This is a genomic window from Pseudomonas sp. SID14000 (assembly GCF_002165135.1).
In the GTDB taxonomy this organism is placed as follows: domain Bacteria; phylum Pseudomonadota; class Gammaproteobacteria; order Pseudomonadales; family Pseudomonadaceae; genus Aquipseudomonas.
In genome coordinates this window covers 139613-159524 of record NZ_NFZQ01000012.1, presented here as the reverse complement: position 1 = coordinate 159524, position 19912 = coordinate 139613, and the positions used below count along the sequence as shown (strand labels likewise).

Below are 19912 nucleotides of genomic sequence, written 5' to 3'. Positions count from 1 at the left end.
TAGATGGCAGTGACCGTTCGTCATGTGCACGTCATCTACGCGAGGCAGGATTGCCCTTCCTTTTCATGACCTTACAGGAGTGGTCGCAATGGGTGGCATTGGAATCTGGCAACTGGTGATCGTACTGCTGATCGTATTCCTGCTGTTTGGTACCAAGCGCCTCAAGGGCCTGGGCAGCGATGTGGGCGAGGCGATCCAGGGCTTTCGCAAGTCCATGGGCGGCGACAATGACGCCAACGCCCCTGGCCAGGCGCACGTACAGCAGCAGGCCCCGCTGGCTGGCCAGGCCACGCAACAGCCTCAAGCGGACCGTCAGGCCTGATGTTCGAGGTAGGCTTCAGCGAGTTGCTGCTGGTCGGCATCGTCGCGCTGTTGGTGCTGGGCCCGGAGCGCTTGCCGGTGGCGGCACGCACCCTCGGGCGCGGCCTGGGCCAGGCGCGCAGGGCCATGCACGCCCTGCGCACCCAGGTGGAGCGGGAGATCGAACTGCGCGCTGTCGAGCTCCCCAATCTCGACAGTGCGCCTTTGCAGCGCCTGGAGCAGGAGATCCGCCAGGGCATCACCCTGAACGCGGAGCCGGCCAATGATGCGGCCACGGTCGCTTCCCCTAAGGAAAACGCTTCATGAGTATTACCATGGACCCGGCGGCCAACATGCCGCTGACTGAACACCTGCGCGACCTGCGCAAACGACTGGTGCGTTGCCTGGCACTGGTGGCACTGGTGTTCGCCGGGTTGTTCCCCTTCGCACAGATGTTGTACACGCTGATTTCCGAACCGCTGCGGCGCTTCTTGCCGGAAGGCGCGAGCATGATCGCCACCAGCGTCACTTCGCCGTTCCTGACGCCGTTCAAGCTGACCGCGATGTGCGCGCTGTTCGTGGCCATGCCGCTGCTGCTGCACCAGGCCTGGGGCTTTCTGGCGCCGGGGCTGTACCGCCGTGAACGGCGCATTGCCCTGCCGCTACTGGTGTCGAGCATCGTGCTGTTCTATGCCGGCATGGCCTTCGCGTTCTTCCTGGTGTTCCCGATGATGTTCGGCTTCTTTGCCAGCGTGACACCGGAAGGCGTGGCGATGATGACCGATATCAGCCAGTACCTGGACTTTATCCTGGCACTGTTCCTGGCCTTCGGGTTGGCGTTCGAGATCCCGGTGGCGACGTTTATCGTGGTCTGGGTGGGGTTGGCCGATGTGGCTACGTTGCGGCGCAGCAGGCCCTACGTGATCGTAGGCTGCTTTGTGGTGGGAATGATTCTGACGCCGCCGGATGTGTTTTCGCAGACGATGCTGGCGGTGCCGATGTGGGTGCTGTTCGAGGTGGGGTTGCTGGCTTGTGGGTGGCTGAAGCGACCCGGGCAGGGCAAGGAGATTGTGGCTGGATTGTAGGGCCTCTTCGCGGATAAACCCGCTCCCACAGGGATCGCACAATACCCGAAGGTTGTGCGATCCCTGTGGGAGCGGGTTTATCCGCGAATTGCCTTGATGCGGTCTAGAACTCGGCGAGCCGCCAGACTTCGTAGGCTGGCGTCTCGTACGGGTGGCTCTGCTTGAGTGCAGCGACGACCTGGGCAATCAGCTCGTCAGCCACCACCAGCTCTACCTTCCACTCTTCCACCACCTCGACCTGACCGGCCTGCCCGAGGAACGGCTGGCTGCCGTCCAACGGGCGGAACTGGCCCTGGCCCAGGGTCTGCCAGGCGCAGTGGTCATAGTCACCGATGCGCCCGCCACCAGCGGCGAACACAGCGGCCTTGACCACTTCGACATGGCTGGCGGGGACGAAGAAGGCGAGCTTGTACACGCCTTAGTTCACCCACACCCGCGCGTTACGGAACATACGCATCAGCGCGGCATCTTCCTGCCACTCATCCGGGCGCCAGGAGTTCTGCACGGCACGGAACATACGCTCCGGGTGCGGCATCATGATGGTCACGCGACCGTCGCGGCTGGTGAGGCCGGTGATACCACGCGGCGAGCCGTTCGGGTTGGCCGGGTAGGCTTCGGTGACCTTGCCGTGGTTGTCGACGTAGCGCAGGGCCACGCAGCCGGACAGGTCGGCTGCCAGCAGTGCTTCTTCGCTGGCGAACTCGGCATGGCCTTCACCGTGGGCGATGGCGATCGGCATGCGCGAACCGGCCATGCCCTGCAGGAAGATCGAGTTGGACTTCTGCACTTCGACCATGGCCACGCGCGCCTCGAACTGTTCCGAGCGGTTGCGCACGAAGTGCGGCCAGTGCTCGGTGCCCGGGATCAGCTCGTGCAGGTTGGACATCATCTGGCAACCGTTGCACACGCCCAGGGCGAAGCTGTCGGTACGCTCGAAGAAGGCCTGGAAGGCGTCACGGGCGCGGCTGTTGAACAGCGCCGACTTGGCCCAGCCTTCACCGGCACCCAGCACGTCACCGTAGGAGAAGCCACCACAGGCGACCAGGCCCTTGAAGGCTTCGAAGTCGACCCGGCCGGCGAGGATGTCGCTCATGTGCACGTCGATGGCAGCGAAGCCGGCGCGGTCGAAGGCGGCAGCCATCTCGACCTGGCCGTTGACGCCCTGCTCGCGCAGGATGGCCACTTGCGGGCGCACACCCTTCTTGATGTACGGCGCGGCGATGTCGTCGTTGACGTCGAAGCCCAGCTTGACCGACAGGCCCGGGTTGTCCTCTTCGAGCAGCAGGTCGAATTCCTGGTCGGCACAGTCGGCGTTGTCACGCAGGCGCTGGATCTGGTAGCTGGTCTCGGCCCACTGGCGCTGCAGCATGCGGCGGTCGTCGTCGAACAGCACTTCGCCGTTCAGGCTGATGGACACTTCACCGTTGTTGATCGGCTTGCCGATCACCGCGACGCACTCACCCAGGCCAGCGGCGCTGAACTGTGCCAGCACGTCCGGAGTGGCATCCTGGCGAACCTGGATGACCGCGCCCAGCTCTTCGTTGAAGAGGATGGCCGGTACGTCGCCACGGCTGTCGGTCAGCGGGTCGAGGTGCAGGTCGAGGCCGCAGTGGCCGGCGAAGGCCATTTCCAGCACGGTGGTGACCAGGCCGCCGTCAGAACGGTCGTGGTAGGCCAGCAGGTGACCGTCGGCGTTCAGGCCCTGGATCACGGCGAAGAAAGCCTTGAGGTCTTCGGCATCGTCGACGTCCGGTGCCTGGGCAGCGATCTTGCCGTAGGTCTGGGCCAGGATTGAGGCGCCCATGCGGTTCTTGCCACGGCCCAGATCGATCAGGATCAGGTCGGTTTCACCCTTGTCCATGCGCAGTTGCGGGGTCAGGGTCTTGCGGATGTCGGTGACCGGGGCGAAGCCGGTGATGATCAGCGACATTGGCGAGGTGACGCTCTTCTCGACGCCCTCGTCGCTCCACTTGGTCTTCATCGACATCGAGTCTTTGCCGACCGGAATGGTGATGCCCAGCTCCGGGCACAGCTCCATGCCGACAGCCTTGACGGTGTCGTACAGGCGGGCGTCTTCACCTGGGTGGCCAGCGGCGGACATCCAGTTGGCCGACAGTTTGATGTCGGACAGCTTCTCGATGCGTGCTGCGGCCAGGTTGGTCAGTGTCTCGCCAATGGCCATGCGGCCGGACGCCGGGGCATCCAGCAGCGCCAGCGGAGTACGCTCGCCCATGGCCATGGCTTCACCGGTGTAGACGTCGAAGCTGGTGGCGGTGACGGCGCAGTCGGCCACCGGTACCTGCCACGGGCCGACCATCTGGTCACGAGCGACCAGGCCGGTGATGGTGCGGTCGCCGATGGTGATCAGGAAGCTCTTGCTGGCCACGGCCGGGTGGCTGAGGACGCGCTGAACGGCGTTGTCCAGGTCCAGCTTGCTCGGGTCGAAGTCATCGCCCAGCTCGGCTTCGCGGGTAACCGAACGGTGCATGCGTGGCGGCTTGCCCAGCAGCACATCGAGCGGCATGTCTACCGGCGTGTTGCCGAAGTGGCTGTCGCTTACGGTCAGGTGTTGCTCTTCAGTCGCTTCACCCACTACGGCAAACGGGCAACGCTCACGCTCGCAGATAGCCTTGAAGCGCTCGAAATCGACGGCGCTGACAGCCAGCACGTAACGCTCTTGCGATTCGTTGCTCCAGATTTCGTGCGGGGCCATGCCCGGCTCGTCGTTGGGCACGTTGCGCAGCTCGAAGCGGCCACCACGGCCACCGTCGTTGACCAGCTCAGGGAAGGCGTTGGAGATACCGCCGGCGCCGACGTCGTGGATGAAGGCGATCGGGTTCTTGTCGCCCAGCTGCCAGCAGCGGTCGATGACCTCCTGGCAACGGCGCTCCATTTCCGGGTTTTCGCGCTGTACCGAAGCAAAGTCCAGGTCAGCCGAGCTGGCACCGGTCGCCACCGACGAAGCAGCGCCGCCGCCCAGGCCGATCAGCATGGCCGGGCCACCGAGCACGATCAGCTTGGCGCCGACAGTGATCTCGCCCTTCTGCACGTGGTCTTCACGGATGTTGCCCATGCCACCGGCCAGCATGATCGGCTTGTGGTAGCCGCGCACTTCTTCACCGTGCGGGGTGTTGATGGCCTGCTCGAAGGTACGGAAGTAACCGGTCAGGGCCGGGCGACCGAATTCGTTGTTGAACGCAGCGCCACCCAGCGGGCCTTCGATCATGATGTCGAGGGCATCGACGATGCGCTCAGGCTTGCCGTAGGCCTGCTCCCAAGGCTGTTCGAAGCCCGGGATGCGCAGGTTGGATACGGTGAAACCGGTCAGGCCAGCCTTGGGCTTGGCGCCACGGCCGGTCGCGCCTTCGTCGCGGATTTCGCCGCCGGAACCGGTGGAAGCGCCGGAGAACGGGGCGATGGCGGTCGGGTGGTTGTGGGTTTCCACCTTCATCAGGATATGCACCGGCTCCTGCACCGCGCCGTACTGGCGGGTTTCAGGGTTCGGGAAGAAACGGCCGGCAACGTTGCCGACGATCACCGAGGCGTTGTCCTTGTACGCAGACAGTACACCTTCGTTGTGCATCTGGTAGGTGTTCTTGATCATGCCGAACAGGCTCTTTTCCTGAGCCTGGCCGTCGATGTCCCAACTGGCGTTGAAGATCTTGTGGCGGCAGTGCTCGGAGTTGGCCTGGGCGAACATCATCAGTTCGATGTCGTTCGGGTTGCGCTTGAGGCCCTGGAAGGCATTGACCAGGTAGTCGATCTCGTCTTCGGCCAGGGCCAGGCCCAGGTCGATGTTGGCCTTGGCCAGGGCGTCACGGCCACCGGCGAGGATGTCCACCGAGGTCATCGGCTTGGGCTGGGCATGGCTGAACAGGTCAGCGGCCTGCTCCAGCTGGCCGAGCACGCGCTGGGTCATGCGGTCGTGCAGCTCGGCGGCGATCAGTTCGGCGTCGGCTTCGCTCAGGCTGCCGGCAACGTAGTAAGCGATACCGCGCTCAAGGCGCTGGATCGACTGCAGGCCGCAGTTGTGGGCAATGTCGCTGGCCTTGCTGGCCCAAGGCGAAATGGTGCCCAGGCGCGGCACGACCAGGAACAGGCGGCCGCTCGGCTCCTGTACCGGCACGCTCGGGCCGTACTTGAGCAGACGGCCCAGCACCTGCTGCTGGTCGGCGGTCAGCTCGCCGTCGACATCGGCGAAGTGGGCGAATTCGGCATACAAACCAGTAACAGCGGGGACTTTCTGGCTCAGTTGCTCGAGTAATTTACCGTGGCGAAAGGCAGAAAGGGCAGGAGCGCCGCGCAGGATCAACATCGTCGGGACAGCCTCAGGAAGGGGTGTGCTTAGAGGCCGTGCATTCTAGCCTAATTCGAAGGGTTTCGGCACCCGCTCTAAGCCACGGCTGCCGGGCGGCGGAACCGGACTTGCGGGTCAGAATTCAGGAGGCCTACCTTTAGAGATTTAGCGCCTGGGAGATCGAGCGCCGCCCGCGCGGCGCTCGATCTCCCAGGCGCTGAACCTCCAAAGGCAAGCCCCCAAAGCACAGAACCCGCTACCAGACAAGCTAACAGTTGTCGAGATATGGTTGGGCCAGTCCTTTGCGTATACTGCAACCTATGTTCGCCCACACTGCTTTGCGCCAGCGTTGCGCCAGATGGCTTTTCGCAACCGGACTCTTTCTGCTGCTCGGTGCCTGCGTTGAAAAACCCAGCACTCTCGAGCGCGTGAAGGAGGATGGCGTGCTGCGCGTGATCACCCGCAACAGCCCGGCCACCTACTTCCAGGACCGCAACGGCGAAACCGGCTTCGAGTACGAACTGGTCCAGCATTTCGCCGAGGATCTCGGCGTGAAGCTGCAGATCGAGACCGCCGATAACCTCGACGAGTTGTACGATAGCCTCGGCAAGCCCTCCGGCCCGGTGCTGGCGGCTGCCGGCCTGGTCACCAGCGAACGGCGCAAGGCCCAGGTGAGGTACTCCCACCCCTACCTGGAAGTGACCCCACAGGTCATCTACCGCAACGGCCGTGCGCGCCCCACCAACGCCAAGGGCCTGGTCGGCAAGAAGATCATGGTACTCAAGGGCAGCAGCCACGCCGACCAGCTGGCCGAGCTGAAAAAGCAGTACCCGGGCCTGGAGTACGAAGAATCCGACGCCGTCGAGGTGGTCGACCTGCTGCGCATGGTCGACGAAGGCCAGATCGACCTGACCCTGGTCGACTCCAACGAGCTGGCGATGAACCAGGTGTACTTCCCCAACGTGCGGGTTGCCTTCGACCTGGGCGACACCCGCGACCAGCGCTGGGCGGTGGCGGCCGGTGAAGACAACAGCCTGCTCAACGAGGTCAACGAGTTCCTCGACAAGGCGCAGAAGAACGGCACCCTGCAACGCCTGAAGGACCGCTACTACGGCCATGTCGACGTACTGGGCTATGTCGGTGCCTATACCTTCGCCCAGCACCTGCAGCAGCGCCTGCCCAAGTACGAGAAGCACTTCAAGAGCTACGCCAAGGTCGAGCAGGTGGACTGGCGCCTGCTGGCGGCCATCGGCTACCAGGAATCGATGTGGCAGCCCGAGGTCACCTCCAAGACCGGCGTGCGCGGCCTGATGATGCTGACCCAGCGCACCGCCCAGGCCATGGGCGTATCGAACCGCCTGGACCCGAAGCAGAGCATCCAGGGCGGCGCGAAATACTTCATGAAGATCAAGGAAGAGCTCGACGACAGCATCCAGGAACCGGACCGCACCTGGTTCGCCCTGGCCGCCTACAACGTCGGCACAGGCCACCTGGAGGACGCCCGGACCCTGGCCAAGCGCGAGAAGCTCAACCCGAACAAGTGGCTCGACGTGAAGAAGATGCTGCCGCGGCTATCGCAGAAGCAGTGGTATCGACAGACCAAATACGGTTATGCCCGTGGCGGCGAGCCGGTGCATTTCGTGGCCAACATCCGTCGCTACTACGACATCCTCACCTGGGTGACCCAACCGCAGCTCGAAGGCCAGGTGGCCGAGGGCAGCCTGCATGTGCCCGGGGTGAACAAGGACAAGCCGGCGGAGCAGTCGCCGCCGATGTAGGCCTGCACCGGCCTCTTCGCGGGTAAACCCGCTCCCACAGGTACATCACTGGTTTTGAAGAGAGTGGTATTCCTGTGGGAGATCGCCCAGCCCTTTTGGGCTGCGCTGTCGCGCAGAGAACAAATATCGCTCGTTTGACGCGTCCTTTGTAGGAGCAGCCTTGTGCTGCGAAGAGGCCGGCACAAGCAACAGACAGGCTTTGTCAGTACCGGCCTCTTCGCAGCACAAGGCTGCTCCTACAGAACCTCACTGAACCAATGAGTCATGTGTTGTTCTATGAGAGCGGGTTTACCCGCGAAGAGGCTGGCACAGGTCAAGACTTGGCCCGGCGAGCCTTGAAGAAGTCACTGAGGATCTGCCCGCATTCCTGCGCCAGCACCCCGCCCTCCACCATCACCCGGTGGTTCAGGAAGCCCTGCCCGAAGAACTGCCCCTGGCTCTGCACGATCCCCGCCTTGGGTTCCAGCGCGCCAAACACCACCCGCATCACCCGCGAATGCACGATCAACCCCGCACACATGCTGCACGGCTCCAGGGTCACGTACAGGGTGCTGCCGGGCAGCCGGTAATTACTGGCAAATTTCGCCGCCGCGCGAATGGCCACCATCTCGGCATGTGCACTGGGGTCACTGTCGATGATCGGCCGGTTGAAGCCCTGCCCGATCACCTGCCCATGCTGCACCAGCACCGCACCCACCGGCACCTCGCCCATGGCCGCGCCTTCGGCGGCCAGGGCCAGGGCCAGGCGCATGAATTCCTGATCGCGACTGCGATCGATGATCTGCGGGCGCATCAGACCACCGCGATCGCGGCCATCAGGCCGGTTTCCATGTGGTCGATGACGTGGCAGTGGAACATCCAGGTGCCCGGGTTATCCGCCACCAGCGCCACCTGGGCGCGCTCGTTCTTGCCCAGCAGGTAGGTGTCGGTGAACCACGGCTCCTTGATGTCATGGCGGTTGGAGCCGATCACCTTGAAGCTCATGCCGTGCAGGTGGATCGGGTGCTGGTACTGGGTCATGTTCTTCAGCTCGAAGATGTAGCTCTTGCCCTGCTTCAGCGTGGCGATCGGCCGGTCGGCGCAGGTCTTGTCGGTGATATCCCAGGCCTGACCGTTGATCTGCCACATGCTCGACGGCCTGTCCTGGTCCGTAGTGACCGAGACTTTCGCCGCCCACTCGAAATTGAAGTTGAGCTTCTCGGCATTCTCCAGGTCCGGCTCGGCGATCGGGTTGGGCGGCAGCGCCGGCGGCCAGTCGCTCGGCGCGTCATTGCTGGCCACCGAACGCAGGGTGCCCAGGCGCACGAAACCATCGCGCAGGGAGATCTCCTCCCCCGCCTCGGGAATACGGATAGCCAGGCAGATACGCATGCCTGGGCCGAGCCAGTAGTCATCGTCCAATGGGCGCGGGGTTACCGGGTTGCCGTCCAGGGCATAGATTTTTGCCTCACAGTTGCCCTTGAGGTTGATGCGGTAGGTCCAGGTGTTATCGAGGTTCAGCAGACGCACCCGCACTACCTGGCCGGCTGGCAGCTCGGTGACCGAATCGGCCTGGCCATTGATGGTGATCAGGCGCCCGGCGGTGCCGTTGCGCGCGGCCTCACGCGGAATGCTGAAGGGCAGCCAGGCCCCCTGCTCGTCCACGTGCCAGTTCTTCAGGCTGAGCGTGCGCTCATGCTGGAAGCCGGTCGGCTCGCGCTCCTCGACGATCAGCGGGCCGACCAGGCCGCGCCCCAGTTCCTCGGAGCTGCTGACGTGCGGGTGGTACCAGTAGCTGCCGGCGTCCGGCACGCGGAACTTGTAGTCGAAGTACTCGCCCGGCTTGACCGGCAGCTGCGACACATAGGGCACGCCGTCCATTTCCAGCGGCAGGCGGATGCCGTGCCAGTGGATGGTGGTTTCGACCGGCAGGTGGTTGATGAAGCGCACCCGCAGCCAGGTGCCCTGGCGCACGCGCAACTCGGTACCCGGTGCCGACGGGCCGAAGGCCCAGGCTTCGGTCTTGAAACCCGGTACCAGTTCCACATCCAGAGGCGCGGCAATAAGCTCGTAGTCGTGCCCGGCGTTCTCGTCCTCGACCTTGCCCAACCAGTAGCGGGCCGCGCCTGCGGCGCCCAGGCCTACCACAACCAGGCCAGTGAGGCCTTTGAGCATTTGTCGACGGGTAAAGGACATCGGTGCGGGTACCTCATTTCTGCGCAATCAGTCTGCCAGCAGGGGCTGGCGATGAAGGGCAAATACGATACACCTGCATTTGCGAAAGATTAAGTGAAGTCTTGTCGCACGACCGGTAGGCGGCCGCAATCGCCAGTGGCAGCCTGCCCCCCCCTAGGTACCACACTAACGCCCCGGGCTGACTTGCCCGATCCAAGGTGGACTGCTTTAGTTCAAACAAACGGGGTGCGCAGGTGCCGGCCTTCTGCTCGCCTATCGCTTCAGACAAGACGCCTGCTCTGTGAATGCGAAGGTTTCACACCATGTGGCACAGGAATTCATTACTGCATATTTCGCTCCTGCTCGCTGCAGGCCTTCTTCTGACACCGAAGATCATCCTGATCGAGTTTTTCTCCTACCGATGGGTGGAGACCGGTGTTCTCGATATTGCCCTGTACTTGCTTCAAGATGTGCTGCTTGTGGTCGCCCTCTATGTGATTGCCGCCAACACCATTACCAGAAACAAATTCAACTTCTATCTGCTGAGCATCGCTTCAGGCGCCTTGCTGCTATTCCTGCTGGTGGACATGCGTGTTCGGCAGCTATGGCTGAAGCCACTGGACTGGCAACTGATAAGCTACAGCCTGCAAAACGCAAGCAACCTGACCTCCGGGGCCGAGGTGTTCCTCAAGCAAGTCGCCGGATTCGGGCACACATTCAGGTTCATTGTCTTTGTACTTTTTCTTGCTTACCTGGTGATCTGGTCTTTCGCTGGAGTGGCAACCTACATCGCTTATAAAGAACAGCGCACGCGCACTATAAACCTCTGGGCGTCGCTGCTGGTGCTCTGCGCCCTGCTAATCGGTTCCATCCATGCCAAAGACGCACGCTATCACCTTAACAAAAATATTGTCATCAGCCCGCTGGTCACAACACTCCGAAGCACCACTTCCTTGAATGCAGCTCCGCATAGACCGCCGCCGCTATTCGAACAACCCGCCTACCCGCTAACCAGCGTCAACGACATCCGAAAACTTCAATCTCACGCCACGCCAGACTTCAAGAATCTGGTTTTCATCGTTCTGGAGTCGGTGCGCTGGAACAGCGTTTTTGCGCCCGACATCAAAACCGCCGAGAGGTACCCCACCTTCGATAAGCTCTCTCGGGAGGGCATGCTCTTCAAGGCGTACGTATCAGTGCCTCACTCGTCCAAAGGCTACCACGCGATCCTGACGGGGCTGCACGCCTACCCAGATATTGAAATCAAAGAGGCCATGTACCTGCTACAACCCAGCGTCATCCATGAACTGAAAAACAGGAAAAACATGGAAGCCGTCGCATTCAGCTCGCTGTACCTGCAATTCGAAAACATGGAGGGCTTCCTGAAGTCCGTCGGCGTATCGAATGCCTATGCAGTTTCGGGCATCACCCACGCCGAGAATCGCTCACAACACGCCAGTAGCTTCGGTGAGAGTGATGAACAGCTGTTTTCGTCCAGCATCTCTTACCTGGAGAAGATAAAAAAGAATGGCAAGGGTTTCATCGCACTCTACTTCCCAAGCGCAGCCCACTACCCCTACCAATGCAGCCAAGGGCCCCCATTACTGAGCGAACTGGAAAAGTATGAAGACTGCATAGCCAGAACAGACAGCGTGCTGGCTGAAATGCTGACATCATTCGACAAGCAAGGCCTTCTGGACTCGACATTATTCGTGCTCGTGGGTGACCACGGTGAGTCGTTTGGTGAGCACGGTCTCTTTATTCACAACGCTTCCATGCACGAAGAAGAAGTGACCGTACCCCTGATTTTCTGGACCAAGGAAAAGTCACTGCCCAAACCCGCCACAACGACCAGTCACCAGATCGATATTGCGCCCACGGTCGCCGATTTCTTTGGCGTGACCGAGTCGCCCCTGTCTGTCCAAGGCATCAGCTTGTTGAGGGAACATGGGAAACGCACATTCTTCATGTCCACGTTCTTTGACCAACTGGCGTCAGCCTTGGTGGAGCACCCTTACAAATACATATACGAATTCAGTTCGGACACCCTGACCAAATACGATATCGAGAATGACCCGCAGGAAAAGCACCCGCAGCGCGTGGAGGGTGATGAGTTCATCGCGGTGAAGAGCAGGTTGCTTTCCTATAATGTCTACCAAAAAGCGCTATTTGCCAAAAAGCCAAAAGAATAAGCAATCTGAATGAACAAGAACCAGAAAGCCCGCAATTATGCGGGCTTTCTGGTGTATCCGTGCCTGCGGGTACCAGCCTGAGCTGGCTACCCGATCATTCCCACTCGATAGTGGCCGGCGGCTTGCTCGACACGTCGTAGGTAACGCGCGAGATACCGTCGATTTCGTTGATGATACGGCCGCTGACGGTTTCCAGCAGTTCGTACGGCAGGTGCGCCCAACGCGCGGTCATGAAGTCCACGGTCTCGACGGCACGCAGAGCCACGACCCAGGCGTAGCGACGGCCGTCGCCAACGACGCCAACCGACTTGACCGGCTGGAACACCACGAATGCCTGGCTGGTCTTGTGGTACCAGTCGGCCTTGCGCAGCTCTTCGATGAAGATGTGGTCGGCACGACGCAGGAGGTCGGCGTATTCCTTCTTCACTTCACCGAGGATGCGCACGCCCAGGCCCGGGCCCGGGAACGGGTGGCGGTAGACCATGTCGTACGGCAGGCCCAGCTCCAGGCCGATCTTGCGCACTTCGTCCTTGAACAGTTCACGCAGCGGCTCGACCAGCTTGAGGTTCATTTCCTCCGGCAGGCCACCGACGTTGTGGTGCGACTTGATCACGTGGGCCTTGCCGCTCTTGGCGCCAGCCGACTCGATCACGTCCGGGTAGATGGTGCCCTGGGCGAGGAACTGGATGTTTTCCAGCTTGCTGGCTTCGGCATCGAACACGTCGATGAAGGTGCGGCCGATGATCTTGCGCTTCTTCTCCGGGTCGGCTTCGCCGGCCAGGTTGTCGAGGAACTGCTTTTCAGCGTCGGCGCGGATGACCTTGACGCCCATGTTCTCCTTGAACATGGCCATCACCTGGTCGCCTTCGTGCAGGCGCAGCAGGCCGTTGTCGACGAATACGCAGGTCAGCTGGTCGCCGATGGCGCGGTGCAGCAGCGCAGCAACCACCGAGCTGTCGACGCCGCCGGACAGGCCCAGCAGGACGTTGGCCGAACCGACCTGCTCACGCACCTGGGCGATGGCGTCTTCGACGATGTTGGACGGGGTCCACAGGGCTTCGCAGCCGCAGATGTCCTGCACGAAGCGGGACAGGATGCGACCACCCTGCTTGGTGTGAGTCACTTCCGGGTGGAACTGCACGCCGTAGTAGCCGCGCGCGTCGTCGAACATGCCGGCGATCGGGCAGCTCGGGGTGCTGGCCAGCACGTGGAAGTTGCCCGGCATCTGGGTGACCTTGTCGCCGTGGCTCATCCACACGTCCAGGCCCAGCACGCCGTCGGCGTCGATGTGGTCTTCGATGCCGTCGAGCAGGCGGCTCTTGCCGACCACGTCCACGCGGGCATAACCGAATTCACGCAGGTCGGAACCTTCGACCTTGCCGCCCATTTGCTCGGCCATGGTCTGCATGCCGTAGCAGATGCCCAGCACCGGTACATTCAGGTCGAACACGGCCTGCGGGGCGCGTGGGCTGTTGGCTTCGTGGACCGACTCGGGGCCGCCGGCGAGGATGATGCCGCGCGGGTTGAATTCGCGGATCGCTTCATCGTCCATGTCGAACGGATGCAGCTCGCAGTACACGCCAATTTCGCGCACGCGGCGAGCGATCAGCTGGGTGTACTGGGAACCGAAATCGAGGATCAGGATGCGGTGAGCGTGAATGTCGAGGGCCATGACTCAATCTCGTCAGTGGAAATCGGAAACGACGCGGGGCTGTCGTGACAGCCCCGCTTTCTGTTGTAGCTGGAAGCCTCAGCCTACGCGGTAGTTAGGGGCTTCTTTGGTGATCTGCACGTCATGCACGTGGGACTCGGCCATGCCGGCACCGGTGATGCGCACGAACTCCGGCTTGGTGCGCATCTCTTCAATGGTTGCGCTGCCGGTGTAGCCCATGGACGAACGCAGGCCGCCCATCAGCTGGTGAATGATCGCGGCCAGGGCACCCTTGTAGGGAACACGGCCTTCGATGCCTTCCGGTACCAGCTTTTCGGCGCCGGCCGAGGAGTCCTGGAAGTAGCGGTCGGACGAACCTTGCGCCTGTGCCATGGCACCCAGCGAGCCCATGCCGCGGTAGGCCTTGTAGGAACGGCCCTGGAACAGTTCGACTTCACCCGGAGCCTCTTCGGTACCGGCGAACATCGAACCCATCATCACGCAGGAAGCACCAGCTACGATGGCCTTGGACAGGTCACCCGAGAAGCGGATGCCGCCGTCGGCGATCAGCGGCACGCCAGTGCCTTCCAGTGCGGCGGCCACGTTGGCGATGGCGCTGATTTGCGGCACGCCGACACCGGCAACGATACGGGTGGTGCAGATCGAGCCTGGGCCGATACCGACCTTGACGGCGTCAGCGCCGGCTTCGGCCAAGGCCTTGGCGGCAGCGCCGGTGGCGATGTTACCGCCGATAACTTGCACTTGCGGGTAGTTCTCTTTCACCCAACGAACGCGGTCGATCACACCCTTGGAGTGACCGTGGGCAGTGTCGACCACCACCACGTCAACTCCAGCAGCCACCAGGGCGGCAACGCGCTCGCCGGTGTCCTTGCCGGTGCCGACCGCGGCGCCGACGCGCAGGCGACCCTGGTCGTCCTTGCTGGCCAACGGGTAGGCCTTGGCCTTTTCGATGTCCTTGACGGTCATCATGCCCTTGAGGTTGAACTTGTCGTCGACAATCAGGACTTTTTCCAGGCGGTGCTTGTGCAGCAACTCGCGGACTTCGTTCTTGTCGGCGCCTTCGCGGACGGTGACCAGACGCTCTTTGGGGGTCATCACGTCGCGGACCTTGGCGTCCAGGCGGCTTTCGAAGCGCACGTCACGGGAGGTGACGATACCGACCAGGTCGCCGTTCGCCAGCACCGGAACGCCGGAGATGTTGTTCAGGCGGGTCAGGTCGAACAGGTCGCGCACGGTGGCGTCGGCGTCGATGGTGATCGGGTCCTTGACCACGCCAGCCTCGAACTTCTTGACCTTGCGGACTTCGCTGGCCTGCTGCTCGATGGTCATGTTCTTGTGGATGATACCGATGCCGCCTTCCTGGGCCATGGCAATGGCCAGGCGCGCTTCGGTCACGGTATCCATGGCGGCGGAAACCAGCGGAATGTTCAGCTCGATGCCACGGGTCAAACGGGTCTTGAGACTGACTTCATTGGGCAGTACCTCGGAATAACCTGGTACAAGGAGAATATCGTCGAAGGTCAGGGCTTCTTGGCTGATACGCAGCATCGCGGGGGCTCCCGGGCGGGAAAAATGGAAGCGCGCCATTATACTCATGCACGGCGCGCCGCTCAATGCAAAATAAGGGCCTTCGGTCAGCCTTGTGGCAGTTTTACCTGTACCACGGCCACCGGCTGGTCGAGCCAGTCGGCGAAGCTGTCGAGAAAGGCCTGGGTGAACCCGGCCTCGCCCCAGTTGTTGAAGATGAACCCAAGATTGGAAAAGGCACATGGCTGCAGGAAAATGAAGCCATTGATGTCATCTTCGAAGCCGCACAGCGGGCAGGTGAAGTTGTCACTCACCGCCGGCATCCATTCTTCCAGACTTTCGAACAGCGGCTCGCCCACCTCCCGCCGGCACTCGGGGCAACCAGCCTCTTCGAGGAAACCTTCGGTAGGGGTATAGATGCAGCGCTTGAGCATCACCTCCAGGCCGTTCACCTGCTCGCCGAAGGGCAGTTTCTCCGGATGCAGGGCCACTTTGCGTGCACCTTCGGCCAGGGCATGGCCCATGCGGTTGCCGGTGCGGCCACAGGTGGTCAGTTGTTCCTCGACGACTTTCTCGCGCACCAACCAGCGCAGGATGGCGCGGGCACGGGCTTCGTGCACCGGGACGGTAGACAGCTTGGGAACGATGATGCTCTGGGTGTTCATGAACGGGACAAGCCTGAAAAACTGCGGTAATGACGCAATTCTACCGCCTGCTCAGGCGCTCAGATAGCGACCGATCAGCGCCAGCCCGCTGGCCAGCACCAGCCAGGTGACCAGGCGCACGAACGCTTCGCGGGACAGCCGGTGGGTCAGCCTGCGCCCAGCCCAGAGACCAGCGAGCATGACTGGCAACAGGCACGCAGCGAGCAGCAGCAGGCTTTGATCGGCATAGACGCCAGCGATCAGGAACAGCGTCAGACGCACCACTGTACTGCAACTGATCAGTGCGCTCTGGGTAGCGCGCACCTGTTCCTTTACCTCCAGCCGCGCGCTGAGGTACAGGGCATAAAGAAAGCCGCCGCTGCCGAACAATGCACCGAACAGCCCGCCTGCCGTGCCCATCGGCACTGCCCAGATACCTGACAAACTGGCCGGCCGCACCTTCACCGCCAGCCCGTACACGGCATAGGCCGTGACGAACAAGCCCATCAGCAGCAGCAACAGGTCGGACTTCAGCTGTAGCAGGAATACCACGCCCAGCATGCAGCCTACGGCCATGAACGGCAGCAGCCGCAGCAACTCACCCCGCACGACATCGCGGCGCGATGGCAGCAGGTTGCCAAAGGCAGCGACGAAGTCCAGCAGTACCAGCAGCGGAATGATCCGCGACAGCGGCATGAAGTGGATCAGCACTGGGCCGGCCACCAGCGCAGTGCCGAAACCGGCGATGCCGAAAACAATGTAGGCAGCGCCGACACCGAGCAGGATGGGCAGCCAGTCAAGGCCGGAAAACGACAGTTGGGCGAGCATGGCAGCAGTTCCTGAGAAGACAGGCAAAGGTTAGCCAGCCACGAGCCATGCCGACTAATATGCCTTTATCGCCACACCCATCTCGAAAAGGCATGACATGACGTCGATCCGCCAGTTGCGTTACTTCGTGGAAATCGCCGAATGCGGCAGCTTCAGCGGTGCCGCCGAACGGCTGTACATTGCGCAGTCGGCGCTAAGCCGGCAAATCAAGGAGCTGGAGCAGCAACTGGGTACACCGTTGTTCGAACGCACCGCTCGCCTGCCACGCCTGACACTGGCTGGCCAGGCCCTTCTGGAGCGGGCGCGGCGCTTGCTGGCCGACTTGGCGCAGGCCGAGCGGGTGACCCGCGACATTGGCGAAGGGCTGCAGGGCAGCCTGCGCCTGAACCACTCCAGTACGGTGCCGCTGACCGGCCCGCTGCTGGCTCGCCTGGGCGGCTACTTGCGCGACAACCCAGGGGTTTCGCTGGAAATTGCCCAGCAGTCGTCGGAAGCGCAACTGGAGGATATTGCTAATGGACGACTGGATATCGGCCTGCTGCGTTTGCCTGTGTTGCGCCAGCATGAAGGCGTGGTGCTGCATGCGCTGTTCAGTGAGCCATTGCTGCTGGCGGTTGCCGCTGGGCATCCGCTGGCTGACGCGCCACAGGTGAAGCTTGAACAGTTGCGCGAGGAGCGCTTTATTTCCATTCCGCATCGGGATCGTGGCGGGCTGAGTTACCTGTCGGCCTCGTTGTGCATGGAGGCAGGCTTTTTTCCGCGCGCGGCGCAGGTGCTGTCGCGCAAGACCACCCAGTTGCAGCTGATTCAGGCGGGGTTTGGGGTGGCGTTGCTGCCGGCGTGCATGCGCGAGATTGCACCAGCCTCAGTCAGCTTCGTGGCGCTGGAGGGAGGGTCTGAGAGTACTGTGGCGATGGCTTGCAGGCGGGATGCGGGGCAGATGGCGCGCCAGTTCGTGACGGCGATGCAGGCCTGAAGGGCCGGCCCCCATAGAACTGCACATAAGTCATTGAATTAGCAGGGGCCCTGTGGGAGCGCAGCCCAAAGGGCTGGGCCGGCGACAGGGCCGGGACAGACAACCGAGGCCGATGTCCTTTATCATGCCCACCATGATCAGAGACCCCTTCGAACGACTCGGCCTTGACCGCGAGGTCCTTACCGTCAGCCAACTCAACGGCCGCGCCCGCGTGCTGCTGGAAGACGTGTTCCGCAGCGTATGGGTGGAAGGCGAGATTTCCAACCTCGCCCGCCCGGCGTCCGGCCACATGTACTTTACCCTCAAGGACAGCGGCGCACAGGTGCGCTGCGCGCTGTTCCGGCAGAACGCCACGCGGGTGCGCCAGGCCCTGCGCGACGGCCTGGCGGTGCGGGTGCGCGGCAAGGTTTCGCTGTTCGAAGGGCGTGGTGACTACCAGCTGATTCTCGACACCGTCGAGCCAGCCGGTGATGGCGCCTTGCGCCTGGCCTTCGATGCACTGAAGGAAAAGCTCGGTGCCGAGGGGCTGTTCAGCGCCGAACGCAAGAAGCCGCTGCCGGCCCACCCGCAACGCATCGGCATCATCACCTCGCCCACTGGCGCGGTGATCCGCGACATCATCAGTGTGTTTGGCCGCCGCGCCCCACAGGTGGAACTGAACCTGATCCCTACCGCGGTACAGGGCCGCGAAGCCATTGCCCAGATCGTGCGCGCCATCCGCCTGGCCGACAGCCTCGGTTTCGATGCGCTGATCCTGGCCCGGGGCGGCGGCTCGCTGGAAGACCTGTGGTGCTTCAACGAAGAAGCCGTGGCACGGGCTGTGGCCGCTTGTGTGACGCCGATTGTCAGCGCCGTGGGCCATGAGACCGATGTCTCGATCAGCGACTTCGTCGCCGACGTGCGCGCACCCACACCGTCTGCCGCAGCCGAGCTGCTGGCCCCCGACAACAGTGGCCTGCAGCAACGCCTGGATGGCCTGCAACGGCGCCTGCTGCTGCGCATGCAGAACCGCCTGACCCACGACCGCCTGCGCCTGGAGTCACTGACGAGGCGCCTGCGCCACCCGGGCGAGCGCTTGCGCCAGCAGGCCCAGCGCCTGGACGACCTGGACATGCGCCTGCGCCGCGCGTTCATGCTCAACCTCAACCAGCGCCGCGAGCGTCTGGCACGCCTGGATACCCGCCTCGCCGCGCAGCACCCGGGGCGTACCCTGAAACTGCTGGGCCAACGCCTGGACAGCCTGGCCGAGCGCCTGCCAAGGGCAATGCGCGAGGTGCTCAAGGACCGCCGCCAGCGCTTCCAGGCCCAGCTGCAGACGCTGCAGGTGGTCAGCCCGCTGGCGACCCTCGCCCGCGGCTACAGTATCCTGCTGGACGAACAGGGCCAGGCCATCCGCAGTGCCGAACAGACCCACAATGGCCAACGCCTGACCGCCCGCCTGAACGAAGGCGAGCTGTTGGTGCGGGTCGAAGACAACCACCAGACCCCGGTCACCCTCTCACTTCTGGACTGACACATGCCCCGCCTGCTCGCGCCCCTGCTTGCCCTTTCCCTCCTGCTGCTGGCTGGCGGCGCCCAGGCCAGCTACATCACCCGCACACTGAACAAGCCGGTACCCGGCGGCGTGGCGGTGGTCGACCTGGGCCCCGCCGCCAGTGCACCCACCGCCAGCTTCGACGGCAAACCGGTGCTGGTGGTGAAGGAGCAGGACAACTGGCTGGCCATCGTTGGCATCCCGCTGACCCAGAAGCCCGGCACCGCGCTGCTGGACCAGGGCGGCCGTACCCTGCCCTTCACGGTCGGCAACAAGAAGTACCCCGAGCAGCGCATCACGCTGAAAAACACCCGCCAGGTCAACCCGAACCCGGCAGACCTCAGGCGCATCGACCGCGAGCTGGCCGAGCAGATCAAGGCCTACCGCAGCTTCAGCCCGACCCTGCCGAGCAACCTGATCCTCGACAAGCCGGTCAGTGGCCCGCTGTCGAGCAAGTTCGGCGTGCGGCGCTTCTTCAATGGTGAAGAACGCAATCCACATGCCGGGCTGGACTTCGCGGTGCCGGCCGGCACGCCGATCAAGACCCCGGCCAACGGCAAGGTAATTCTGGTGGGGGATTACTTCTTCAATGGCCGCACGGTATTCGTCGACCACGGGCAGGGTTTTATCAGCATGTTCTGTCACATGTCGAAGATCGATGTGCAGGTGGGGCAGCAGCTGCGCCGGGGCGAGGTGGTCGGGCGCGTGGGCTCGACCGGGCGGGCTACCGGGCCGCATATGCACTGGAACGTCAGCCTGAATGATGCGCGGGTGGACCCGGCGATTTTCATTGGCGCATTCCAGCCCTGAAACCTGTGCCACATAGGCTGGCCTCTTCGCGGGTAAACCCGCTCCCACAGGGATCGCGCTGTATCTGAAGTCTGCGCTGTACCTGTGGGAGCGGGTTTACCCGCGAAGAGGCCAG

At 62.9% G+C, this 19912-nt stretch carries 16 protein-coding genes; 8 read left to right on the top strand and 8 right to left on the bottom strand.

Going from position 1 to position 19912, the window contains the following annotated elements:
* Positions 1-88: 88 nt before the first annotated feature.
* The 3 genes from tatA to tatC are packed head-to-tail and all read left to right on the top strand — an operon-like array spanning position 89 to position 1385.
* The gene (gene tatA, locus CAY82_RS19155) at positions 89-322 is read left to right on the top strand and encodes a twin-arginine translocase TatA/TatE family subunit (RefSeq protein WP_063911434.1); all 234 of its coding nucleotides are present in this window, start codon (positions 89-91) and stop codon (positions 320-322) included.
* Positions 322-627, top strand: a complete 306-nt coding sequence (gene tatB / locus CAY82_RS19150; RefSeq protein WP_087502615.1) for a Sec-independent protein translocase protein TatB — start codon at positions 322-324, stop codon at positions 625-627. Before tatA ends, tatB begins: the two co-directional genes overlap by 1 nt.
* Positions 624-1385 (top strand): twin-arginine translocase subunit TatC, encoded by a 762-nt coding sequence (tatC, locus tag CAY82_RS19145; protein ID WP_087502614.1) that lies wholly within the window; start codon positions 624-626, stop codon positions 1383-1385. Before tatB ends, tatC begins: the two co-directional genes overlap by 4 nt.
* Positions 1386-1488: 103 nt before the next feature.
* Here the strand turns inward: tatC and CAY82_RS19140 are convergent, their stop codons facing one another.
* Both CAY82_RS19140 and purL read right to left on the bottom strand, forming a co-directional pair.
* A complete protein-coding gene (locus CAY82_RS19140; protein WP_087502613.1) occupies positions 1489-1800 on the bottom strand; it encodes an NGG1p interacting factor NIF3 in 312 nt (103 codons plus the stop codon).
* Between the two features lie 3 nt (positions 1801-1803).
* A complete protein-coding gene (gene purL, locus CAY82_RS19135) occupies positions 1804-5700 on the bottom strand; it encodes a phosphoribosylformylglycinamidine synthase (RefSeq protein ID WP_063911430.1) in 3897 nt (1298 codons plus the stop codon).
* A gap of 302 nt (positions 5701-6002) precedes the next feature.
* Here purL and mltF point away from each other — a divergent pair, with 302 nt between their 5' ends.
* Positions 6003-7460, top strand: a complete 1458-nt coding sequence (gene mltF / locus CAY82_RS19130; protein ID WP_087502612.1) for a membrane-bound lytic murein transglycosylase MltF — start codon at positions 6003-6005, stop codon at positions 7458-7460.
* 313 nt (positions 7461-7773) lie between these two features.
* Here mltF and tadA read toward each other — a convergent pair whose 3' ends face one another.
* Together tadA and CAY82_RS19120 are read right to left on the bottom strand one after the other, a co-directional pair.
* The gene (gene tadA / locus CAY82_RS19125) at positions 7774-8253 is read right to left on the bottom strand and encodes a tRNA adenosine(34) deaminase TadA (protein ID WP_087502611.1); all 480 of its coding nucleotides are present in this window, start codon (positions 8251-8253) and stop codon (positions 7774-7776) included.
* On the bottom strand, positions 8253-9635 hold the full coding sequence (locus tag CAY82_RS19120; protein ID WP_087502610.1) for a multicopper oxidase family protein: 1383 nt from the start codon (positions 9633-9635) through the stop codon (positions 8253-8255). The genes tadA and CAY82_RS19120 overlap by 1 nt, the downstream gene beginning before the upstream one ends.
* A 302-nt stretch (positions 9636-9937) precedes the next feature.
* Between CAY82_RS19120 and CAY82_RS19115 the strand changes: the two genes are divergently transcribed.
* The gene (locus CAY82_RS19115) at positions 9938-11806 is read left to right on the top strand and encodes an LTA synthase family protein (RefSeq protein WP_087502609.1); all 1869 of its coding nucleotides are present in this window, start codon (positions 9938-9940) and stop codon (positions 11804-11806) included.
* A gap of 94 nt (positions 11807-11900) precedes the next feature.
* On the opposite strand, the gene guaA is transcribed toward CAY82_RS19115, so the two are convergent.
* The 4 genes from guaA to CAY82_RS19095 all read right to left on the bottom strand — a co-directional run bounded on the left by guaA (position 11901) and on the right by CAY82_RS19095 (position 16477).
* Positions 11901-13478 (bottom strand): glutamine-hydrolyzing GMP synthase, encoded by a 1578-nt coding sequence (gene guaA, locus CAY82_RS19110; protein WP_087502608.1) that lies wholly within the window; start codon positions 13476-13478, stop codon positions 11901-11903.
* A gap of 78 nt (positions 13479-13556) precedes the next feature.
* A complete protein-coding gene (gene guaB, locus CAY82_RS19105) occupies positions 13557-15026 on the bottom strand; it encodes an IMP dehydrogenase (RefSeq protein WP_085624113.1) in 1470 nt (489 codons plus the stop codon).
* Positions 15027-15112: 86 nt separating this feature from the next.
* Positions 15113-15670, bottom strand: coding sequence for a sugar ABC transporter ATPase (locus CAY82_RS19100; RefSeq protein WP_087502607.1), 558 nt, complete (start codon positions 15668-15670; stop codon positions 15113-15115).
* Between the two features lie 51 nt (positions 15671-15721).
* A complete protein-coding gene (locus tag CAY82_RS19095; RefSeq protein WP_087502606.1) occupies positions 15722-16477 on the bottom strand; it encodes a sulfite exporter TauE/SafE family protein in 756 nt (251 codons plus the stop codon).
* 97 nt (positions 16478-16574) lie between these two features.
* Here CAY82_RS19095 and CAY82_RS19090 point away from each other — a divergent pair, with 97 nt between their 5' ends.
* From CAY82_RS19090 to CAY82_RS19080, 3 genes are all read left to right on the top strand, one after another.
* On the top strand, positions 16575-17453 hold the full coding sequence (locus tag CAY82_RS19090) for a LysR family transcriptional regulator (RefSeq protein WP_087502605.1): 879 nt from the start codon (positions 16575-16577) through the stop codon (positions 17451-17453).
* Between the two features lie 133 nt (positions 17454-17586).
* Complete coding sequence (gene xseA / locus CAY82_RS19085; protein ID WP_087502673.1) at positions 17587-18966, top strand: exodeoxyribonuclease VII large subunit; 1380 nt, start codon at positions 17587-17589, stop codon at positions 18964-18966.
* 3 nt (positions 18967-18969) lie between these two features.
* Positions 18970-19797, top strand: coding sequence for a M23 family metallopeptidase (locus CAY82_RS19080; RefSeq protein ID WP_087502604.1), 828 nt, complete (start codon positions 18970-18972; stop codon positions 19795-19797).
* The last annotated feature ends 115 nt before the right edge of the window (positions 19798-19912 follow it).

What these genes read in the sequence shown, in the direction of transcription:
- tatA (WP_063911434.1), top strand. Translation starts at nt 89, where the DNA reads ATGGGTGGCATTGGAATCTGGCAACTGGTGATCGTACTGCTGATCGTA.
- tatB (WP_087502615.1), top strand. Translation starts at nt 322, where the DNA reads ATGTTCGAGGTAGGCTTCAGCGAGTTGCTGCTGGTCGGCATCGTCGCG.
- tatC (WP_087502614.1), top strand. Translation starts at nt 624, where the DNA reads ATGAGTATTACCATGGACCCGGCGGCCAACATGCCGCTGACTGAACAC.
- purL (WP_063911430.1), bottom strand. Translation starts at nt 5,700, where the DNA reads ATGTTGATCCTGCGCGGCGCTCCTGCCCTTTCTGCCTTTCGCCACGGT.
- mltF (WP_087502612.1), top strand. Translation starts at nt 6,003, where the DNA reads ATGTTCGCCCACACTGCTTTGCGCCAGCGTTGCGCCAGATGGCTTTTC.
- tadA (WP_087502611.1), bottom strand. Translation starts at nt 8,253, where the DNA reads ATGCGCCCGCAGATCATCGATCGCAGTCGCGATCAGGAATTCATGCGC.
- CAY82_RS19120 (WP_087502610.1), bottom strand. Translation starts at nt 9,635, where the DNA reads ATGTCCTTTACCCGTCGACAAATGCTCAAAGGCCTCACTGGCCTGGTT.
- CAY82_RS19115 (WP_087502609.1), top strand. Translation starts at nt 9,938, where the DNA reads ATGTGGCACAGGAATTCATTACTGCATATTTCGCTCCTGCTCGCTGCA.
- guaA (WP_087502608.1), bottom strand. Translation starts at nt 13,478, where the DNA reads ATGGCCCTCGACATTCACGCTCACCGCATCCTGATCCTCGATTTCGGT.
- guaB (WP_085624113.1), bottom strand. Translation starts at nt 15,026, where the DNA reads ATGCTGCGTATCAGCCAAGAAGCCCTGACCTTCGACGATATTCTCCTT.
- CAY82_RS19100 (WP_087502607.1), bottom strand. Translation starts at nt 15,670, where the DNA reads ATGAACACCCAGAGCATCATCGTTCCCAAGCTGTCTACCGTCCCGGTG.
- CAY82_RS19095 (WP_087502606.1), bottom strand. Translation starts at nt 16,477, where the DNA reads ATGCTCGCCCAACTGTCGTTTTCCGGCCTTGACTGGCTGCCCATCCTG.
- CAY82_RS19090 (WP_087502605.1), top strand. Translation starts at nt 16,575, where the DNA reads ATGACGTCGATCCGCCAGTTGCGTTACTTCGTGGAAATCGCCGAATGC.
- xseA (WP_087502673.1), top strand. Translation starts at nt 17,587, where the DNA reads ATGATCAGAGACCCCTTCGAACGACTCGGCCTTGACCGCGAGGTCCTT.
- CAY82_RS19080 (WP_087502604.1), top strand. Translation starts at nt 18,970, where the DNA reads ATGCCCCGCCTGCTCGCGCCCCTGCTTGCCCTTTCCCTCCTGCTGCTG.